General features: G+C 70.9%; 10 protein-coding genes. 5 read left to right on the top strand and 5 right to left on the bottom strand.

Going from position 1 to position 13,172, the window contains the following annotated elements:
* The first annotated feature begins 55 nt into the window (after positions 1 to 55).
* A complete protein-coding gene (locus ABD235_RS35590; protein WP_344182307.1) occupies positions 56 to 2,515 on the top strand; it encodes an excinuclease ABC subunit UvrA in 2,460 nt (819 codons plus the stop codon).
* 97 nt (positions 2,516 to 2,612) lie between these two features.
* Positions 2,613 to 3,449 carry an SAM-dependent methyltransferase gene (locus ABD235_RS35595; protein WP_344182309.1) on the top strand — a complete coding sequence of 279 codons (837 nt, stop codon included), beginning with the start codon at positions 2,613 to 2,615 and terminating at the stop codon, positions 3,447 to 3,449.
* A gap of 9 nt (positions 3,450 to 3,458) precedes the next feature.
* Here the strand turns inward: ABD235_RS35595 and ABD235_RS35600 are convergent, their stop codons facing one another.
* The 3 genes from ABD235_RS35600 to ABD235_RS35610 are packed head-to-tail and all read right to left on the bottom strand — an operon-like array spanning position 3,459 to position 6,221.
* Positions 3,459 to 4,004, bottom strand: coding sequence for an Lrp/AsnC family transcriptional regulator (locus ABD235_RS35600; protein ID WP_344182311.1), 546 nt, complete (start codon positions 4,002 to 4,004; stop codon positions 3,459 to 3,461).
* Positions 4,001 to 5,476, bottom strand: coding sequence for an aldehyde dehydrogenase family protein (locus tag ABD235_RS35605; RefSeq protein ID WP_344182313.1), 1,476 nt, complete (start codon positions 5,474 to 5,476; stop codon positions 4,001 to 4,003). The genes ABD235_RS35600 and ABD235_RS35605 overlap by 4 nt, the downstream gene beginning before the upstream one ends.
* Complete coding sequence (locus ABD235_RS35610) at positions 5,466 to 6,221, bottom strand: SDR family NAD(P)-dependent oxidoreductase (RefSeq protein ID WP_344182316.1); 756 nt, start codon at positions 6,219 to 6,221, stop codon at positions 5,466 to 5,468. Before ABD235_RS35610 ends, ABD235_RS35605 begins: the two co-directional genes overlap by 11 nt.
* 91 nt (positions 6,222 to 6,312) lie before the next feature.
* On the opposite strand from ABD235_RS35610, the gene ABD235_RS35615 reads away from it, so the two are divergent.
* Together ABD235_RS35615 and ABD235_RS35620 are read left to right on the top strand one after the other, a co-directional pair.
* On the top strand, positions 6,313 to 6,759 hold the full coding sequence (locus tag ABD235_RS35615; protein ID WP_344182318.1) for a MarR family winged helix-turn-helix transcriptional regulator: 447 nt from the start codon (positions 6,313 to 6,315) through the stop codon (positions 6,757 to 6,759).
* Positions 6,756 to 7,976 carry an MFS transporter gene (locus ABD235_RS35620; protein ID WP_344182320.1) on the top strand — a complete coding sequence of 407 codons (1,221 nt, stop codon included), beginning with the start codon at positions 6,756 to 6,758 and terminating at the stop codon, positions 7,974 to 7,976. Before ABD235_RS35615 ends, ABD235_RS35620 begins: the two co-directional genes overlap by 4 nt.
* 3 nt (positions 7,977 to 7,979) lie before the next feature.
* Here ABD235_RS35620 and ABD235_RS35625 read toward each other — a convergent pair whose 3' ends face one another.
* Both ABD235_RS35625 and ABD235_RS35630 read right to left on the bottom strand, forming a co-directional pair.
* Entirely contained in the window at positions 7,980 to 9,851 is a 1,872-nt protein-coding gene (locus tag ABD235_RS35625) for an FtsX-like permease family protein (RefSeq protein WP_344182322.1), read from the bottom strand.
* A 69-nt stretch (positions 9,852 to 9,920) separates the two neighbouring features.
* Complete coding sequence (locus ABD235_RS35630; RefSeq protein ID WP_344182324.1) at positions 9,921 to 10,430, bottom strand: TetR/AcrR family transcriptional regulator; 510 nt, start codon at positions 10,428 to 10,430, stop codon at positions 9,921 to 9,923.
* A gap of 181 nt (positions 10,431 to 10,611) precedes the next feature.
* Between ABD235_RS35630 and ABD235_RS35635 the strand changes: the two genes are divergently transcribed.
* Positions 10,612 to 13,125: a bifunctional FO biosynthesis protein CofGH gene (locus tag ABD235_RS35635; protein WP_344182326.1), complete on the top strand. Its 2,514-nt coding sequence runs from the start codon at positions 10,612 to 10,614 to the stop codon at positions 13,123 to 13,125.
* Positions 13,126 to 13,172: the final 47 nt, after the last annotated feature.

Here is a 13,172-nt window from a genome sequence, read left to right on the forward strand (position 1 = left end):
GGAACCACAACTCGAGCGGCCGGTCACCGTTGCCCTGGGCTCCTACGATGAGCCCATGCGATGGGGCGAGCAGGTCTCGGTACGCGGCGCGCGGGTGCACAACCTGAAGGACGTGAGCGTCGACGTCCCGCTCCGGCAGCTCGTCGCGCTGACGGGAGTGTCCGGCTCCGGCAAGTCCTCGCTCGCGCTCGGTGTCCTGTACGCCGAAGGCTCGCGGCGCTACCTCGAGGCCTTGTCGACCTACACCCGCCGCCGGCTGTCGCAAGCGGCGCGCGCCGACGTCGACGTGGTCGACGGCGTACCGGCCGCGATCGCGTTGCACCAGCGGCCCGTCGTGCCAGGGGTCCGCAGCACGTTCGGTACGTCGACCGAGCTGCTCAACGCCGTCCGGCTGATGTACTCGCGGCTCGGCGTGCACCGCTGTCCCAACGGCCACGACGTCCCGCCGACGATCGAGATCGCGTCGACCGGCCACGCCACCTGCCCGACCTGCCACGAGCGGTTCGCCGCGCCCGGCGCGGAGGACTTCGCGTTCAACTCCGACGGCGCCTGCGAGACCTGCGGCGGGACCGGCGAGACCCGGCAGATCGACGAGCGGACCCTCGTACCGGACGAGTCGCTGTCGATCGAGCAGGGCGCGGTGGCGGCCTGGGGGTCCTTCGGCGCCGGACTGCTTCCACAGGTCGTCGCCCAGCTGGGCGTGCGGACCGACGTCCCGTTCCAGGAGCTGACCCCGGCCGAGCGCGAGACCGTGCTGCACGGCGAGGAGACCTCGCGGGTCGTGGTCGTGACGAGCAAGAAGGGCAACGCGTTCGAGCTGAACGCGACGTACCGGAACGCCCACCGGGTGATCGAGGACGCCCTCGGCAACGCCCAGAGCGAGACGGCCGTGACCCGGCTCGACCGTTTCGTCCGTGTCGCGGAGTGCCCGGCCTGCGACGGGTCCCGGCTCAACGAGCGCGCCCGGTCGGTCCCGCTGAACGGCGTCACGCTGAACGTCCTGTCGACGTGGCCTCTCGACCGGACCTCCGACTTCCTGCGCGCCGTGCCGCCGTCGCTCCCGGCCGAGCTGCGGCGGATGGCCGAGCAGATCCTCGAAGCGTTCACCGCCAACGCCGATCACCTGCTCGGTCTCGGACTCGGATACCTCTCACTCGGTCGCGCCTCCCGGACGCTGTCCACCGGTGAGCTGCAGCGCGTCCAGCTCAGCCGGACTCTGCGCAGCAGCGCGACCGGACTGCTGTACGTGCTCGACGAGCCCTCGATCGGCTTGCACCCGAGCAACATCGACGCCCTGATGCAGGTCGCCCGCCGACTGATCGAGACCGGGAACTCGGTGGTCCTGGTCGACCACGACGTCCGCGTCCTGCGGCACGCCGACTGGCTGATCGAGATCGGTCCCGGGGCCGGCGCCCAGGGCGGCCAGGTAGTTGCCACAGGCAAGATTGCGGAGCTCGAGGCGTTGCCGGAGTCCTTGATCGGCGGCTTCCTGAGCGGTCGCGAGCCCTCCGTCGTCCGGCCGCGCCTGTCCGGCGACGAGGTCTTCCAGCACGGCCGTATCCACCTCGCGACCGGCCCGCGCTTCACCCTGCAGCCCCTGGAGGCCGACTTCCCGCTCCGGCGGCTGACCGCGGTGACCGGCGTCAGCGGTTCCGGCAAGACCACGCTCGTCCTGGACAGCCTCGCCGCCGCACTGACCGCCCGGTACGACGAACGCCCGCTGCCCGAACACGTCCACGCGCTGGAGTCCGAGGGCGTGCAGCGCGTGGCCGTCGTCGACGCGACGCCGATCGGGCGGAACGTGCGATCCACGGTCGCGACGTACAGCGGCATCCTGGACGAGTTGCGCCGCGCGTTCGCCCGGGAAGCACCCGAGCTGACCGCGGCCGACTTCTCGTACAACACCGGCAGCCTGCGGTGTCCGCAGTGCGAGGGCACCGGGCAGATCTCGCTCGACGTGCAGTTCCTGCCGGACGTCGAGATCCCTTGCCCGCTGTGCGGCGGCACCCGCTACAGCCCGGCCGCGGACGCCGTGACCCTCGACGGCCTGACGATCGCCGCGACGCTGGCGCTGACCGTCACCGAGGCGCGGCAGCACTTCCCGAAGCTCCGGAAGCTGCAGGCCCGCCTCCGCACGCTCGACGAGGTCGGCCTCGGCTACCTCATGCTCGGCGAGGCGACCCCCGCCCTGTCCGGCGGCGAGGCGCAGCGTCTGAAGCTCGTCGCCGACCTGGAGAAGCCCCAGCAGGGCACGCTGTTCGTCTTCGACGAGCCGAGCGTCGGGCTGCACCCCGCCGACATTCGCGTCCTGCTGACGGTGCTCGACCGCCTGATCACCGCGGGCGCGACGGTGATCGTGATCGAGCACGACCTCGACATGATCGCGAACGCCGACCACGTGATCGACCTCGGTCCGGGCGGGGGCGAGCACGGCGGCCGCATCGTCGCCGCGACCAGCCCGCAGCTGCTGCCGTCGATCCCGGCCAGCGTGACCGGCCGCTACCTGACGCCGTAGAACGGGCGCCGCGAAGCCACACCGGAGCCCCCGTCACGGACTGCTGCGCGTTCGCTACGATGCGACCTACGTCACGGGACAGCGCCGAGGAGTTGTGATGACCGACCAAGCCGACGAGACCGCGAACGCCGACCGGATCGACCTGAGCGTGCCGCACAGTGCCCGCGTCTACGACTACTTCCTCGGCGGCAAGTCGAACTTCGCGATCGACCGGGCGGCCGGCGACCACCTGCTCGAGGCCTTCCCGGGCTTCCGGACCGCCGCGCAGTCGAACCGGATGTGGATGCACCGCGCCGCCAAGTACGTCGCCGAACGCGGCATCACCCAGTTCCTCGACATCGGCACCGGCATCCCGACCAGCCCGAACCTGCACGAGGTCGTGCAGGCGATCGTGCCCGAGGCCCGCGTCGTCTACGCCGACAACGACCCGATCGTGCTGTCGCACTCGCGCGCGCTGCTGGTCAGCTCCGAGCGGGGCGAGACGGCGTACCTCGAGGCCGACGTGACCGACCCGCAGGCGATCCTCGACTCCGACGAGGTCCGCACCGTGCTCGACCTGAGCAAGCCGGTCGCGCTGAGCCTGGTCGGCGTCTTCCACTACCTGCCCGACGAGCTGAAGCCGTACGAACTCGTCCAGCAGCTGCTCGAGCCGCTGGCCTCGGGCTCGTACCTGATCTTCTCGCACTGCACGCCGGACTTCGCGCCGGCCATGTGGGAGCAGGCGATCCAGGTCTACAAGGCCGACGGCGGCGACGCGCAGGTCCGCAGCAAGGCCGAGATCGAGGGCTTCTTCGCCGGCCTCGAGCTGGTCGAGCCCGGGATCGAGGTGCCGTTCCGCTGGCACCCGGACGCGGAGACCGAGCAGCTCGCCGAGCGCAACGTGTTCACCGAGGTCAGCTGCAGCCTCTGGGTCGGCGTCGCCAAGAAGCCCTGACCGCCGGCGTCAGTCGGCTTGCTCGACCTTGCCGAGCAAGCCGGCGCCGAAGTTCTTCGCCGGCATCTCGGCGACCGACAGCAGGGTCTCGGTGCGCTGGATGCCGGGGATCCGCCAAATCTGTTCCATCAGGATCGTCCGCAGCTCGCCGTAGTCGCGGACCCGCATCCGGATCAGCAGGTCGAGGTCGCCGGTGACAAGGGTGACGTCCTCGACCTCGGCCAGTTCCCAGAGCCCGGACATGATCGTCGCGACGTCGTACCCTGGCGCGGCCTCGATGGACAGGAACACAACCTGCCCGTAGCCGACGGCCGCCCAGTCGACCTGCGCGCTGAAGCCGGTGATGACGCCGTTGCGCTCCAGCCGCGCCATCCGCTCGCCGACCGTCGGCGCCGACACCCCGAGCTGCGTGGCGATCTGCCGCTGCGAGGTGCGGCAGTCCGCGACCAGGATCTTCAGCAGGGCCAGGTCGACGGCATCCAGCTCGTACGGCGCTCGTGCCGTCGCCGCGACCTCCCGGATCCGGGCGAGCGACGAGTTGTTGTCCGCGGTCATCCGGCCAACCCTAGGGGTCCGGGCGTTTCGGAGACGAGCCGCAACTGCGTGAACGCGAGGATGCCTTCGATCCCGCCCTCGTAGCCGTACCCGGAGTTGCCGAGTCCGCCGAGTGGTACGTCCGGCAGCGACGGCGCAAGCTGGTTGATGCCGAGGTTCGAGGCGTTCAGCCGTCGTACGACGTGGTCGCGGACGCTCAGCCGGTCGGTGAACAGGTACGCCGCGAACGCGAACGGCGCCGCGTTGGCCGCGTCGATCGCCTCGTCCAGCGTGCTGAACGCCGACACGGTCGCGATCGGGCCGAACGGTTCCTCGGACAGGATCGCGGCGTCGGCGTCGAGCGGGAGTCCGGCGACGACGGTCGGCGCGAAGTAGAACCCGTCCCTCCGCACTTGGTGGCCGCCGGTGGTGACGGTGCCACCGTGCTCGGTCGCGTCCTGGGCGAGGCGGACCAGCGCGTCCACGCGCCCCTGATGGGCGACCGCGCCGAGAGTCACGCCGTCCTCGGTGCCGTGCCCGAGCACGTACGACGACGCCTTGGCCGTCAGCTTGTCGACGAACTCCTGGTACCGGGACTCGTGGACGAAGTACCGGGACGGCGCCACGCACGACTGCCCGGCCGACCCGAACTTGGCGCCCGCGGTCGTCGCGATCACGTGGTCGACGTCCGCGTCGTCCATGACCAGGACCGGCGCATGGCCGCCCAGCTCCAGAACCGTGCGAATGAGATTCGGGGCCGCCTGCGCGGCCAGGGCCTTCCCGACGGCGGTGGAACCGGTGAACGACAACGCCTTGATCCGTTGCGAGGAGGTGAGCTGGGCCGACACCGCCTGCGGATCGCCGAAGACGAGGTTCACCACGCCGGCCGGGAGGCCCGCCTCGGCCAGCAGCTCGACGACGAGCCGCGCGGTGGCCGGCGCGAACTCGGAGGCCTTGAAGACCACGGCGCAGCCGGCCGCGAGCGCGGCGCCGAGCTTCCGGGTCGCGAGCACCGCCGGGAAGTTCCAGGCCGTGATCACCGCGACCGCGCCGAGCGGCGTCGGCACCGACGTCCGGCGAGAGCCGGCCACGACGCCCGGGAACGCGGTGGCCTGAACGCGACCGGCCTGTTCGCCGTTCCAGCGCAGGGTTTCCGCGGCGCGACCGATCTCGCCACGGGCGTCGGCCTCGGTCTTGCCGGTCTCCAGCAGGATCGTCGCCACCGCCTCCTCGGTGCGGTCCACGAGCAGTGCGGCCGCCCGGCGGAGGATGTCGCCGCGTGCCGTCCCCGACAGAGCCGACCACGCGGGGAACGCGTCGACGGCGGCCGTGATCGCGTCGTCGACCTGCGCGGCCGTGGCCAGCGACACGGCGCCGACGGTCCGACCGTTGCCTGGGTCAACGTTGTCCAGCCGCCCGGCCCCGCCTTCGATCCAGGCGCCGCCGACGTACAGGTCGGCGCTCATCCGGGCCGCGCCGACGTCAACGGACATAGGAGGCTCCGTTCACGTCGATCGTCGTACCGGTCGCGTGCTTGGCCAGGCCGCTGGCCAGGAACGCGATGATGTTCGCGACGTCCTGCGGCTGCGCGACCTCACCGAGTCCGGTCTGCTCGGCGGCGACCTCCACGCCGACGGTGTCGCGGAACTGCGCGTTGAGCTCGGTGTCGACGTAGCCCGGCGCGAGCGCGAACGCGGTCACGCCGTTGCGGCCGTACTGACGGGCGATCGTCCGCGTCATCGCGACCACGCCGGCCTTGGCCGCCGCGTAGTGCCAGTACTCCGGGTCCTCACCGCGGAACGCGGCCCGGGAGGCGAGGTTGACGATGATCCCGCCGTCGTCCTGCGCCGAGTACGCCGTGACCGCCTGACGGCACAGCACCGCCGGCGCCTTGAGGTGCAGGTCCAGCGAGAAGTCCCAGACCTTCAGCCACTCGTCGAGCGAGGCGTCCAGCGGAGCGGGCGGGTAGGCGCCGGCGTTGTTGACCAGGACGTCGATCCGGCCCTTGACCGCCCAGGCGTCGTTCCAGAGCTGCTCGGCCGCGGCGAGGTCGGTCAGGTCGGCGACCAGCGGGGTGGCGCTCTCGCCGAGTTCCTCGGTCAGTGCGGCCAGCGCGGGCTCGACGAGGTCGTGGATCAGGACGTGCCCGCCCTGCGCGGCCATCGTCCGGGCGGTCGCCGACCCGATCCCGCCGCCCGCACCGGTGATCAGAACTACTTTTCCTTCGAGATTGCCCACCGAGAACACCTCACGTCTTCGAGTTCGTAAGGCCCAGCGTCTCACAAATCTTACACTGGAGATGCATAGTATTCCTATGTAATATGAAGAGGTGATCGCATCCGACCTCTCCAAGCTCGGCGTCGACCTGGTGGTGGCGTCGGCCCGGTTGACCCGTCTGGCCAGCCGGGACGTGAGCGCGCTGCCGCACGCGGCGATGCGCCTGCTCGGCCGGCTCGACGAGCTCGGGCCGACCCGGATCAGCGAGCTCGCCAAGGCCGACCGCTGCTCGCAGCCGACGATGTCGACGCTGGTGCAGCGCCAGGAGGAGAGCGGGTGGGTCCGGCGTGAGCCCGACCCGGCCGACTCCCGGGCCAGCCTGATCAGCCTCACCGACGCCGGGCTGGCCGAGCTCGACCGCGCCCGCCGCGAAGCCGGTACGGCCGTCGCCCACCGGCTGGTTCAGCTCCCGGCCGAAGACCTCACCACTCTGGAGGCCGCGGTCACCGTCCTGCAGAAGATCCTCACCCTCGAACCATTGGAGGAACACCCCCGGTGAGCAGCACCAGCAGCTCCTTCCTCAAGCAACCCAAGTCCGTCTGGGCCGTCGCCTTCGCCTGCGTGATCGCGTTCATGGGCATCGGCCTGGTCGACCCGATCCTCAAGCCGATCGCCGAGCAGCTGCACGCCAGCCCGTCGCAGGTGTCGCTGCTGTTCACCAGCTACATGGCCGTGATCGGCGTCGCGATGCTGATCACCGGCGCGGTCTCCAGCCGGATCGGCGCGAAGCGCACTCTGCTGATCGGTCTCGCGATCATCGTGGTGTTCAGCGCGCTGGCCGGCCTGTCCAACTCGATCGGCGCCATCGTCGCCTTCCGGGCCGGTTGGGGCCTGGGCAACGCGTTGTTCATCGCGACGGCTCTGGCCACCATCGTGAACTCCGCGGCCGGCTCGGTCGCCGAGGCGATCATCCTGTACGAGGCGGCGCTCGGCGTCGGCATCGCGGCCGGCCCGCTGGTCGGCGGTGAGCTCGGCACGATCTCCTGGCGCGGGCCGTTCTTCGGCGTCGCCGTGCTGATGACGATCGCGCTCGCCGCGACCGCGTTCCTGCTGCCCGCCTCACCGCCGGCTCCGCGCCGGACGTCGATCCTCGAACCGCTGAAGGCGTTGCGGCACCGGTCGCTGGCCACCGTCGCGGTGACCGCGCTGCTCTACAACTTCGGCTTCTTCACCCTGCTGGCGTTCACCCCGTTCCCGCTGGCGATGTCGGCCCGGCAGATCGGCCTGATCTTCTTCGGCTGGGGCATCGGGCTGGCGGTCACCTCGGTCTTCGCGGCGCCCTGGCTGCAGCGCCACTTCGGCACGCTGCCCGTGGTGATGGCTTCGCTGCTGCTGTTCGCCGCCGACCTGGCCGTGATGGGCGCCTACGCCCACCACCCGCACGTACTGGCCGCCGGGGTGATCGTGGCCGGCCTGTTCCTCGGCGTGAACAACACACTGATCACCGAGGCGGTGATGGGCGCGGCTCCGGTGGAGCGCGGTACGGCGTCGGCGGCGTACAGCTTCGTCCGCTTCTCCGGCGGCGCGGTCGCGCCCTGGCTGGCCGGCAAGCTCGGCGAGGAAGTCAACGTCCAGCTTCCGTTCTACGTCGGCGCTTTCGCCGTGATGCTCGCCGTCGGCGCCCTGGCCACCGGCTGGAAGCCGCTCGCCCACCTGCGCATCCCGTCGGCGCACTCCCGGCCCGAGGCCGAAGCAATCACCGTCGCCGACGCCTGAGCGTCACTCGCGACCGCCGAGGACCACGACCGGACTGAACCTGGTCGTGGTCCAGGCGGTGATCGCCGCCGTACCGCCGACGACGGCGAGCGAACCGGCCAGGATGATCCCGAGCAGCCGCCACGGTACGGCGACCACCACGACGCCGAACATCTGCGCGGTCCCGGCGGCGATCCCCGCCATCGCGGCGCCCGCGACGACACTGCCCAGCAGGACGCCGACCACGACCACCGTCAGCGACTCGACCGTCGCGATCCCGACCACCTGCCGGCGCGTCAGCCCGGCCATCCGCGCCAGTGCGAACTCGCGCCGCCGTTCGGCCGCCGCCATCACCACGGCGTTGACCACGGCCACGGCCGCGTAGACCCCTGCCAGTCCCATCAGCACCACGAAGATCCCGGTGTCGTCCCGCTGCTCGACGGCCGCGTTGTCCTCGGCCCACTCCTTCACCGTCCGCACCTCGCCCCCGAACGCCTTCGCGTCGGCGCCCGGCTCCAACGTGACGAGCGTCTCCGTCGTTCCGTCCATTCCGTCGGTCAACGCCTTCGGCACGAAGAAGTTCTCCGTCACGTCCAGCGTCTCCGGCATGATCGCGACCACCTTCAGCTGGTGGCGTTTGCCGCCGATCGTCGCCGTCAGCGTCTCCCCGAGCCTGTACCCCTCGACCGCCATCCCCGGCCCGATCGCGATCGTTGCTCCCGACAACTTGTCCAGCGATCCCTTCCGGGGCCGCAGCTCATGTGTGCGCTGGTACCCGACCGGATCGATCCCGATCGCCTCCGAGTACCTCGTCCGCTTCTTCTTTCCGACGATCGTCACCGGCACGGTCGTCTGCTCCGACACCGCCGCGATCCCCTCACCCGGCTCGACCGACCCCTCGACCACCAGATCCGCCGAGATCAGCTGCCGCTGCTCCTCCCCCACCGCCTTGGCCAGCGACCCGAACACTCCCCACAGCCCGGCCAGCAGCCCGACCAGCACGATCAGCGGCGCCGCGGTCGCGGCACTTCGCCGTACGGCGTGCAGGACGCCGGCCTTCGCGAGATCGGTGACCACGGACCCCCGCAGCACCAGCGCCGGCAGCCGACCGGCGACCGGTACGACGACCGGGCTCAGCTGGCTCAGCGCGACCGACCCGCTGATCATCACCACCAGCGCGATCAGCAACCCGGCCACGAAGTCCCGCGAGGCCTGCGCGGCGATCACCATCACCACCGTGAACGCGGCCGACGACAGTCCCCAGAACCACCGCCACCCGGTCATCGCCGGCATCGTCCGCGGCAGGTCCCCGATCGCCTCCAGCGCACTGACCCGCGATGCCCGCCACGCCGCCGCGAACGCGCCGACCACCGCTGTCCCCACGCCGACGAAGGCGGCGACCCACATCGGACCCCAGATCCACGGCGCCTCGAACCACGACGGCAGCATGCCCAGCTCGATCAGCAACGTCGACTGCGCCCACGCCCCGAGCAGCCCGAGCGGCACGCCCAGCACTGTGCCCACCAGACCCAACACGGTTGCCTCAAGCAACAACATCACCCGCAAGCTGCTCCGCTGAGCCCCCACCAGCCGCAACAGCCCGAGCTCCCGCCGCCGCTGCACCACCGCGAACCCGAACGTCGTACTCACGACGAAGACGGTCAGGAAGACGGCCAGCATCACCGACATCCCCAGCAGCGTGGCGGCTCCGGCGTACCCGTCGCGGATCTTCGACCGCTCGAGCCCCGAGAGCCCCGGCGGCAGGGCCGGCGCGTCCGTCGCGGCCATCACCTGCAGGGCGGACTGGATCAGCCCGACCCCGAACGCGACCGCCACCACCGCACCCGCGAACAGGTGCCACCGATCCCGCAACGCCCCCAGCGACATCCTCAGCATGCCTCCAGCCAACCGCGACGGCGGCCGCCTGACCCGGGCCCTCGAGCCCGATCCGGGGTAACGCCTGCGCTACCTCAGGTACACCAACAGGGCAGCCACATCAGCCTGCGCGAACGGCCTCGCCCGGACGAGCGACTGCAGCAGCAGTCCGTCGAGGGCGGCGACCAGCAGGCTCGCCTTCTGGGGGTTGGTGGTGAACGTCCGGGCGATCTCGGTCAGCGGCTGCAGCCATGCGCCGGCCGCCTCTCGCAGCTCCGGCCGTCGGGCGGCGAGCAGGTACAGCTCGTACGCCGCCAGCGTGCGTCCGCGGCGGTACACCAGCAGGTGCTCGACCAGCCGGGCCAGTTCGTCGGCGGGCCGGGCGCCGAGCTCGGTCACCCGTTCGTGCAGCTCGGCGGTGAGGTCCTCGGCGGCGCCGGTCAACGCCGCGACCAACAGGTCGTCGAGCGACGCGAAGTGGTACGTCGTCGAGGCGACCGAAACGCCGGCCTCGGCAGCAACCGCCCGATGACTCACGCCGGCGACGCCGGCCCGCTCGACCACCACGAGGGTCGCTCGCAGCAGCTCGTCCCGTCGCAACGCACCCCGCACCCGACGCCCGTCGCTCCGGCTCGGCGCCCGGCGATCGCGGCCGCCCTCACTCCCCGTCACAACGCCGCTGACCTGCACAAACAGCAAACTATCAAGACAGACGTACTGATTGTTTTTGCCCCCGGGAATCGCGAGATCCGGGCTGTCGAAGCGCTTAGGCTCGGATCCCGTGACCTCGACTCTCAGCACCGCGATGCGGCGAGCGCTCAAGCGCGCGGACGACGGCAAGACCCTGGACCAGGCCGAGGTGGAGGTGCTGCTGACGGCCTCCGGCGAGGCGCTGGACAAGCTGATGGCGACCGCCGGCCGGGTCCGCGACCAGGGTCTCGAGGACGCCGGTCGCAGCGGGATCGTCACCTACTCCAAGAAGGTCTTCATCCCGCTCACCCGGCTGTGCCGCGACCGGTGCCACTACTGCACCTTCGCCACCACGCCGGGTCGCGTCGAGTCGCCGTACCTGAGCCCGGACGAGGTGCTGGAGATCGCCCGCCAGGGCGCGGCCCTGGGCTGCAAGGAAGCGCTGTTCACGCTCGGCGACGCGCCCGAGGACCGCTGGGACGCCGCCAAGCAGTGGCTGGACGAGGCGGGCTACGACAGCACCCTCGACTACGTCCGCGCGATGGCGATCCGGGTCCTGGAGGAGACCGGCCTGCTCCCGCACCTGAACCCGGGCGTCATGTCCTGGCAGGACCTGCAGCGGCTTAAGCCGGTCGCGCCGAGCATGGGCATGATGCTCGAGACGACCTCGCGCCGGCTGTTCGAGGAGAAGGGCCAGCCGCACTTCGGCTCGCCCGACAAGGACCCGTCGGTCCGGCTGCGCGTGCTCGAGGACGCCGGCCGCTCGAACGTGCCGTTCACCACCGGCCTGCTGATCGGGATCGGCGAGACGATCGAGGAGCGCGCCGACTCGGTGTTCGCGCTGCGCCGCGTCGCCCGTCAGTACGGCGGGATCCAGGAAGTCATCATCCAGGGCTTCCGGGTGAAGCCGGACACCGCGATGCGCAACGACGAGGACGTCCCGCTGCACGAGTGGCTGGCCGCGATCGCGGTGACCCGGATCGTGCTCGGCCCGCGGGCCCGCGTCCAGGCCCCGCCGAACCTGGTCGACCTCGACGAGGCCAAGCTGCTGCTCGCCGCGGGCATCGACGACTTCGGCGGTGTCTCGCCGCTGACCCCCGACCACGTGAACCCCGAACGCCCCTGGCCGCACCTGGACGACCTGGCGAAGCTGACCGCCGACGCCGGCTTCACGTTGCGCGAGCGGCTGACCGCCCACCCGGAGTACCTGCGCGAGCCTTGGCTCGACCCGCGGCTGATCTCGCACGTCGAGGCGCTCGTCGACCCGGCGACCGGCCTGGCGAACGAGGCCGCGATGCCGAAGGGCCTGCCCTGGCAGGAGCCCGACGGCGGCTGGGACTCGGTCGGGCGGACCGATCTGCACACCGCGATCGACACGGAAGGACGGCGTACGGAGACGCGGTCGGACTTCGACGCGGCGTACGGCGACTGGGACGTGCTGCGGGAGGACGTGGCCCGGCGCAAGGCTCCGGAGCGGATCGACGGCGACGTGAAGGAAGCGCTCGCGGCCGCCGAGCGTAATCCCGCCGGGCTGTCCGACAGCCAGGCGCTGACGCTGATGACGGCCACCGGTCCGGCGCTCGACCAGCTCGCGAAGATCGCCGACGACCTGCGCAAGGCCGTGGTCGGCGACGACGTGACCTACGTGGTGAACCGGAACATCAACTTCACCAACGTCTGCTACACCGGCTGCCGGTTCTGCGCGTTCGCCCAGCGGCGGACCGACGCGGACGCGTACTCGCTGTCGATGGACGAGGTCGCCCAGCGGGCCGAGGAGGCCTGGGTGATCGGCGCGACCGAGGTCTGCATGCAGGGCGGCATCCACCCGGACCTGCCCGGTACGGCGTACGCGGACCTGGTCCGGGCGGTGAAGGACCGGGTGCCGCAGATGCACGTCCACGCGTACTCGCCGATGGAGATCGTCAACGGCTCGGTGCGCACCGGGCTGTCGATCGAGGAGTTCCTGATCTCGGTCAAGGAGGCCGGGCTGGACAGCATCCCCGGGACGGCGGCCGAGATCCTCGACGACGACGTGCGCTGGATCCTGACCAAGGGGAAGTTGCCGACGGCAAGCTGGATCGAGGTCATCTCGACCGCGCACAAGGTCGGGCTGCCGTCGTCGTCGACGATGATGTACGGCCACGTCGACTCGCCGCACCACTGGGTCCAGCACCTGCGCACGATCGCCGCTGTGCAGGACCAGACCGGTGGTTTCACCGAGTTCGTGCTGCTGCCGTTCATCCACACCAACTCGCCGATCTACCTGGCCGGCGTGGCCCGCCCGGGCCCGACGTACGACGAGAACCGCGCGGTGCACGCGATGGCGCGGATCATGCTGCACGGGCGGATCGACAACATCCAGTGCTCCTGGGTCAAGCTCGGCACCGACGGCTGCGTCGCCGTGCTCAACGGCGGTGTCAACGACATCGGCGGCACGCTGATGGAGGAGACCATCAGCCGGATGGCCGGCTCCAAGCACGGCTCCCGCAAGTCCATCGAGGAGCTCACCGCGATGGCGACGGCCGCGGGCCGACCCGCCCGCCAGCGCACCACGACGTACGGCGAGGTCCCGCAGCGTCCCGCCACGGAGCTCGAGCTGGCCTGATCCCCCACAAACCGGGGACCTTGAACACCAAACGGGGACCTTGAACA

The organism is Kribbella lupini (assembly GCF_039529595.1).
GTDB classification, from domain to species: domain Bacteria; phylum Actinomycetota; class Actinomycetes; order Propionibacteriales; family Kribbellaceae; genus Kribbella; species Kribbella lupini.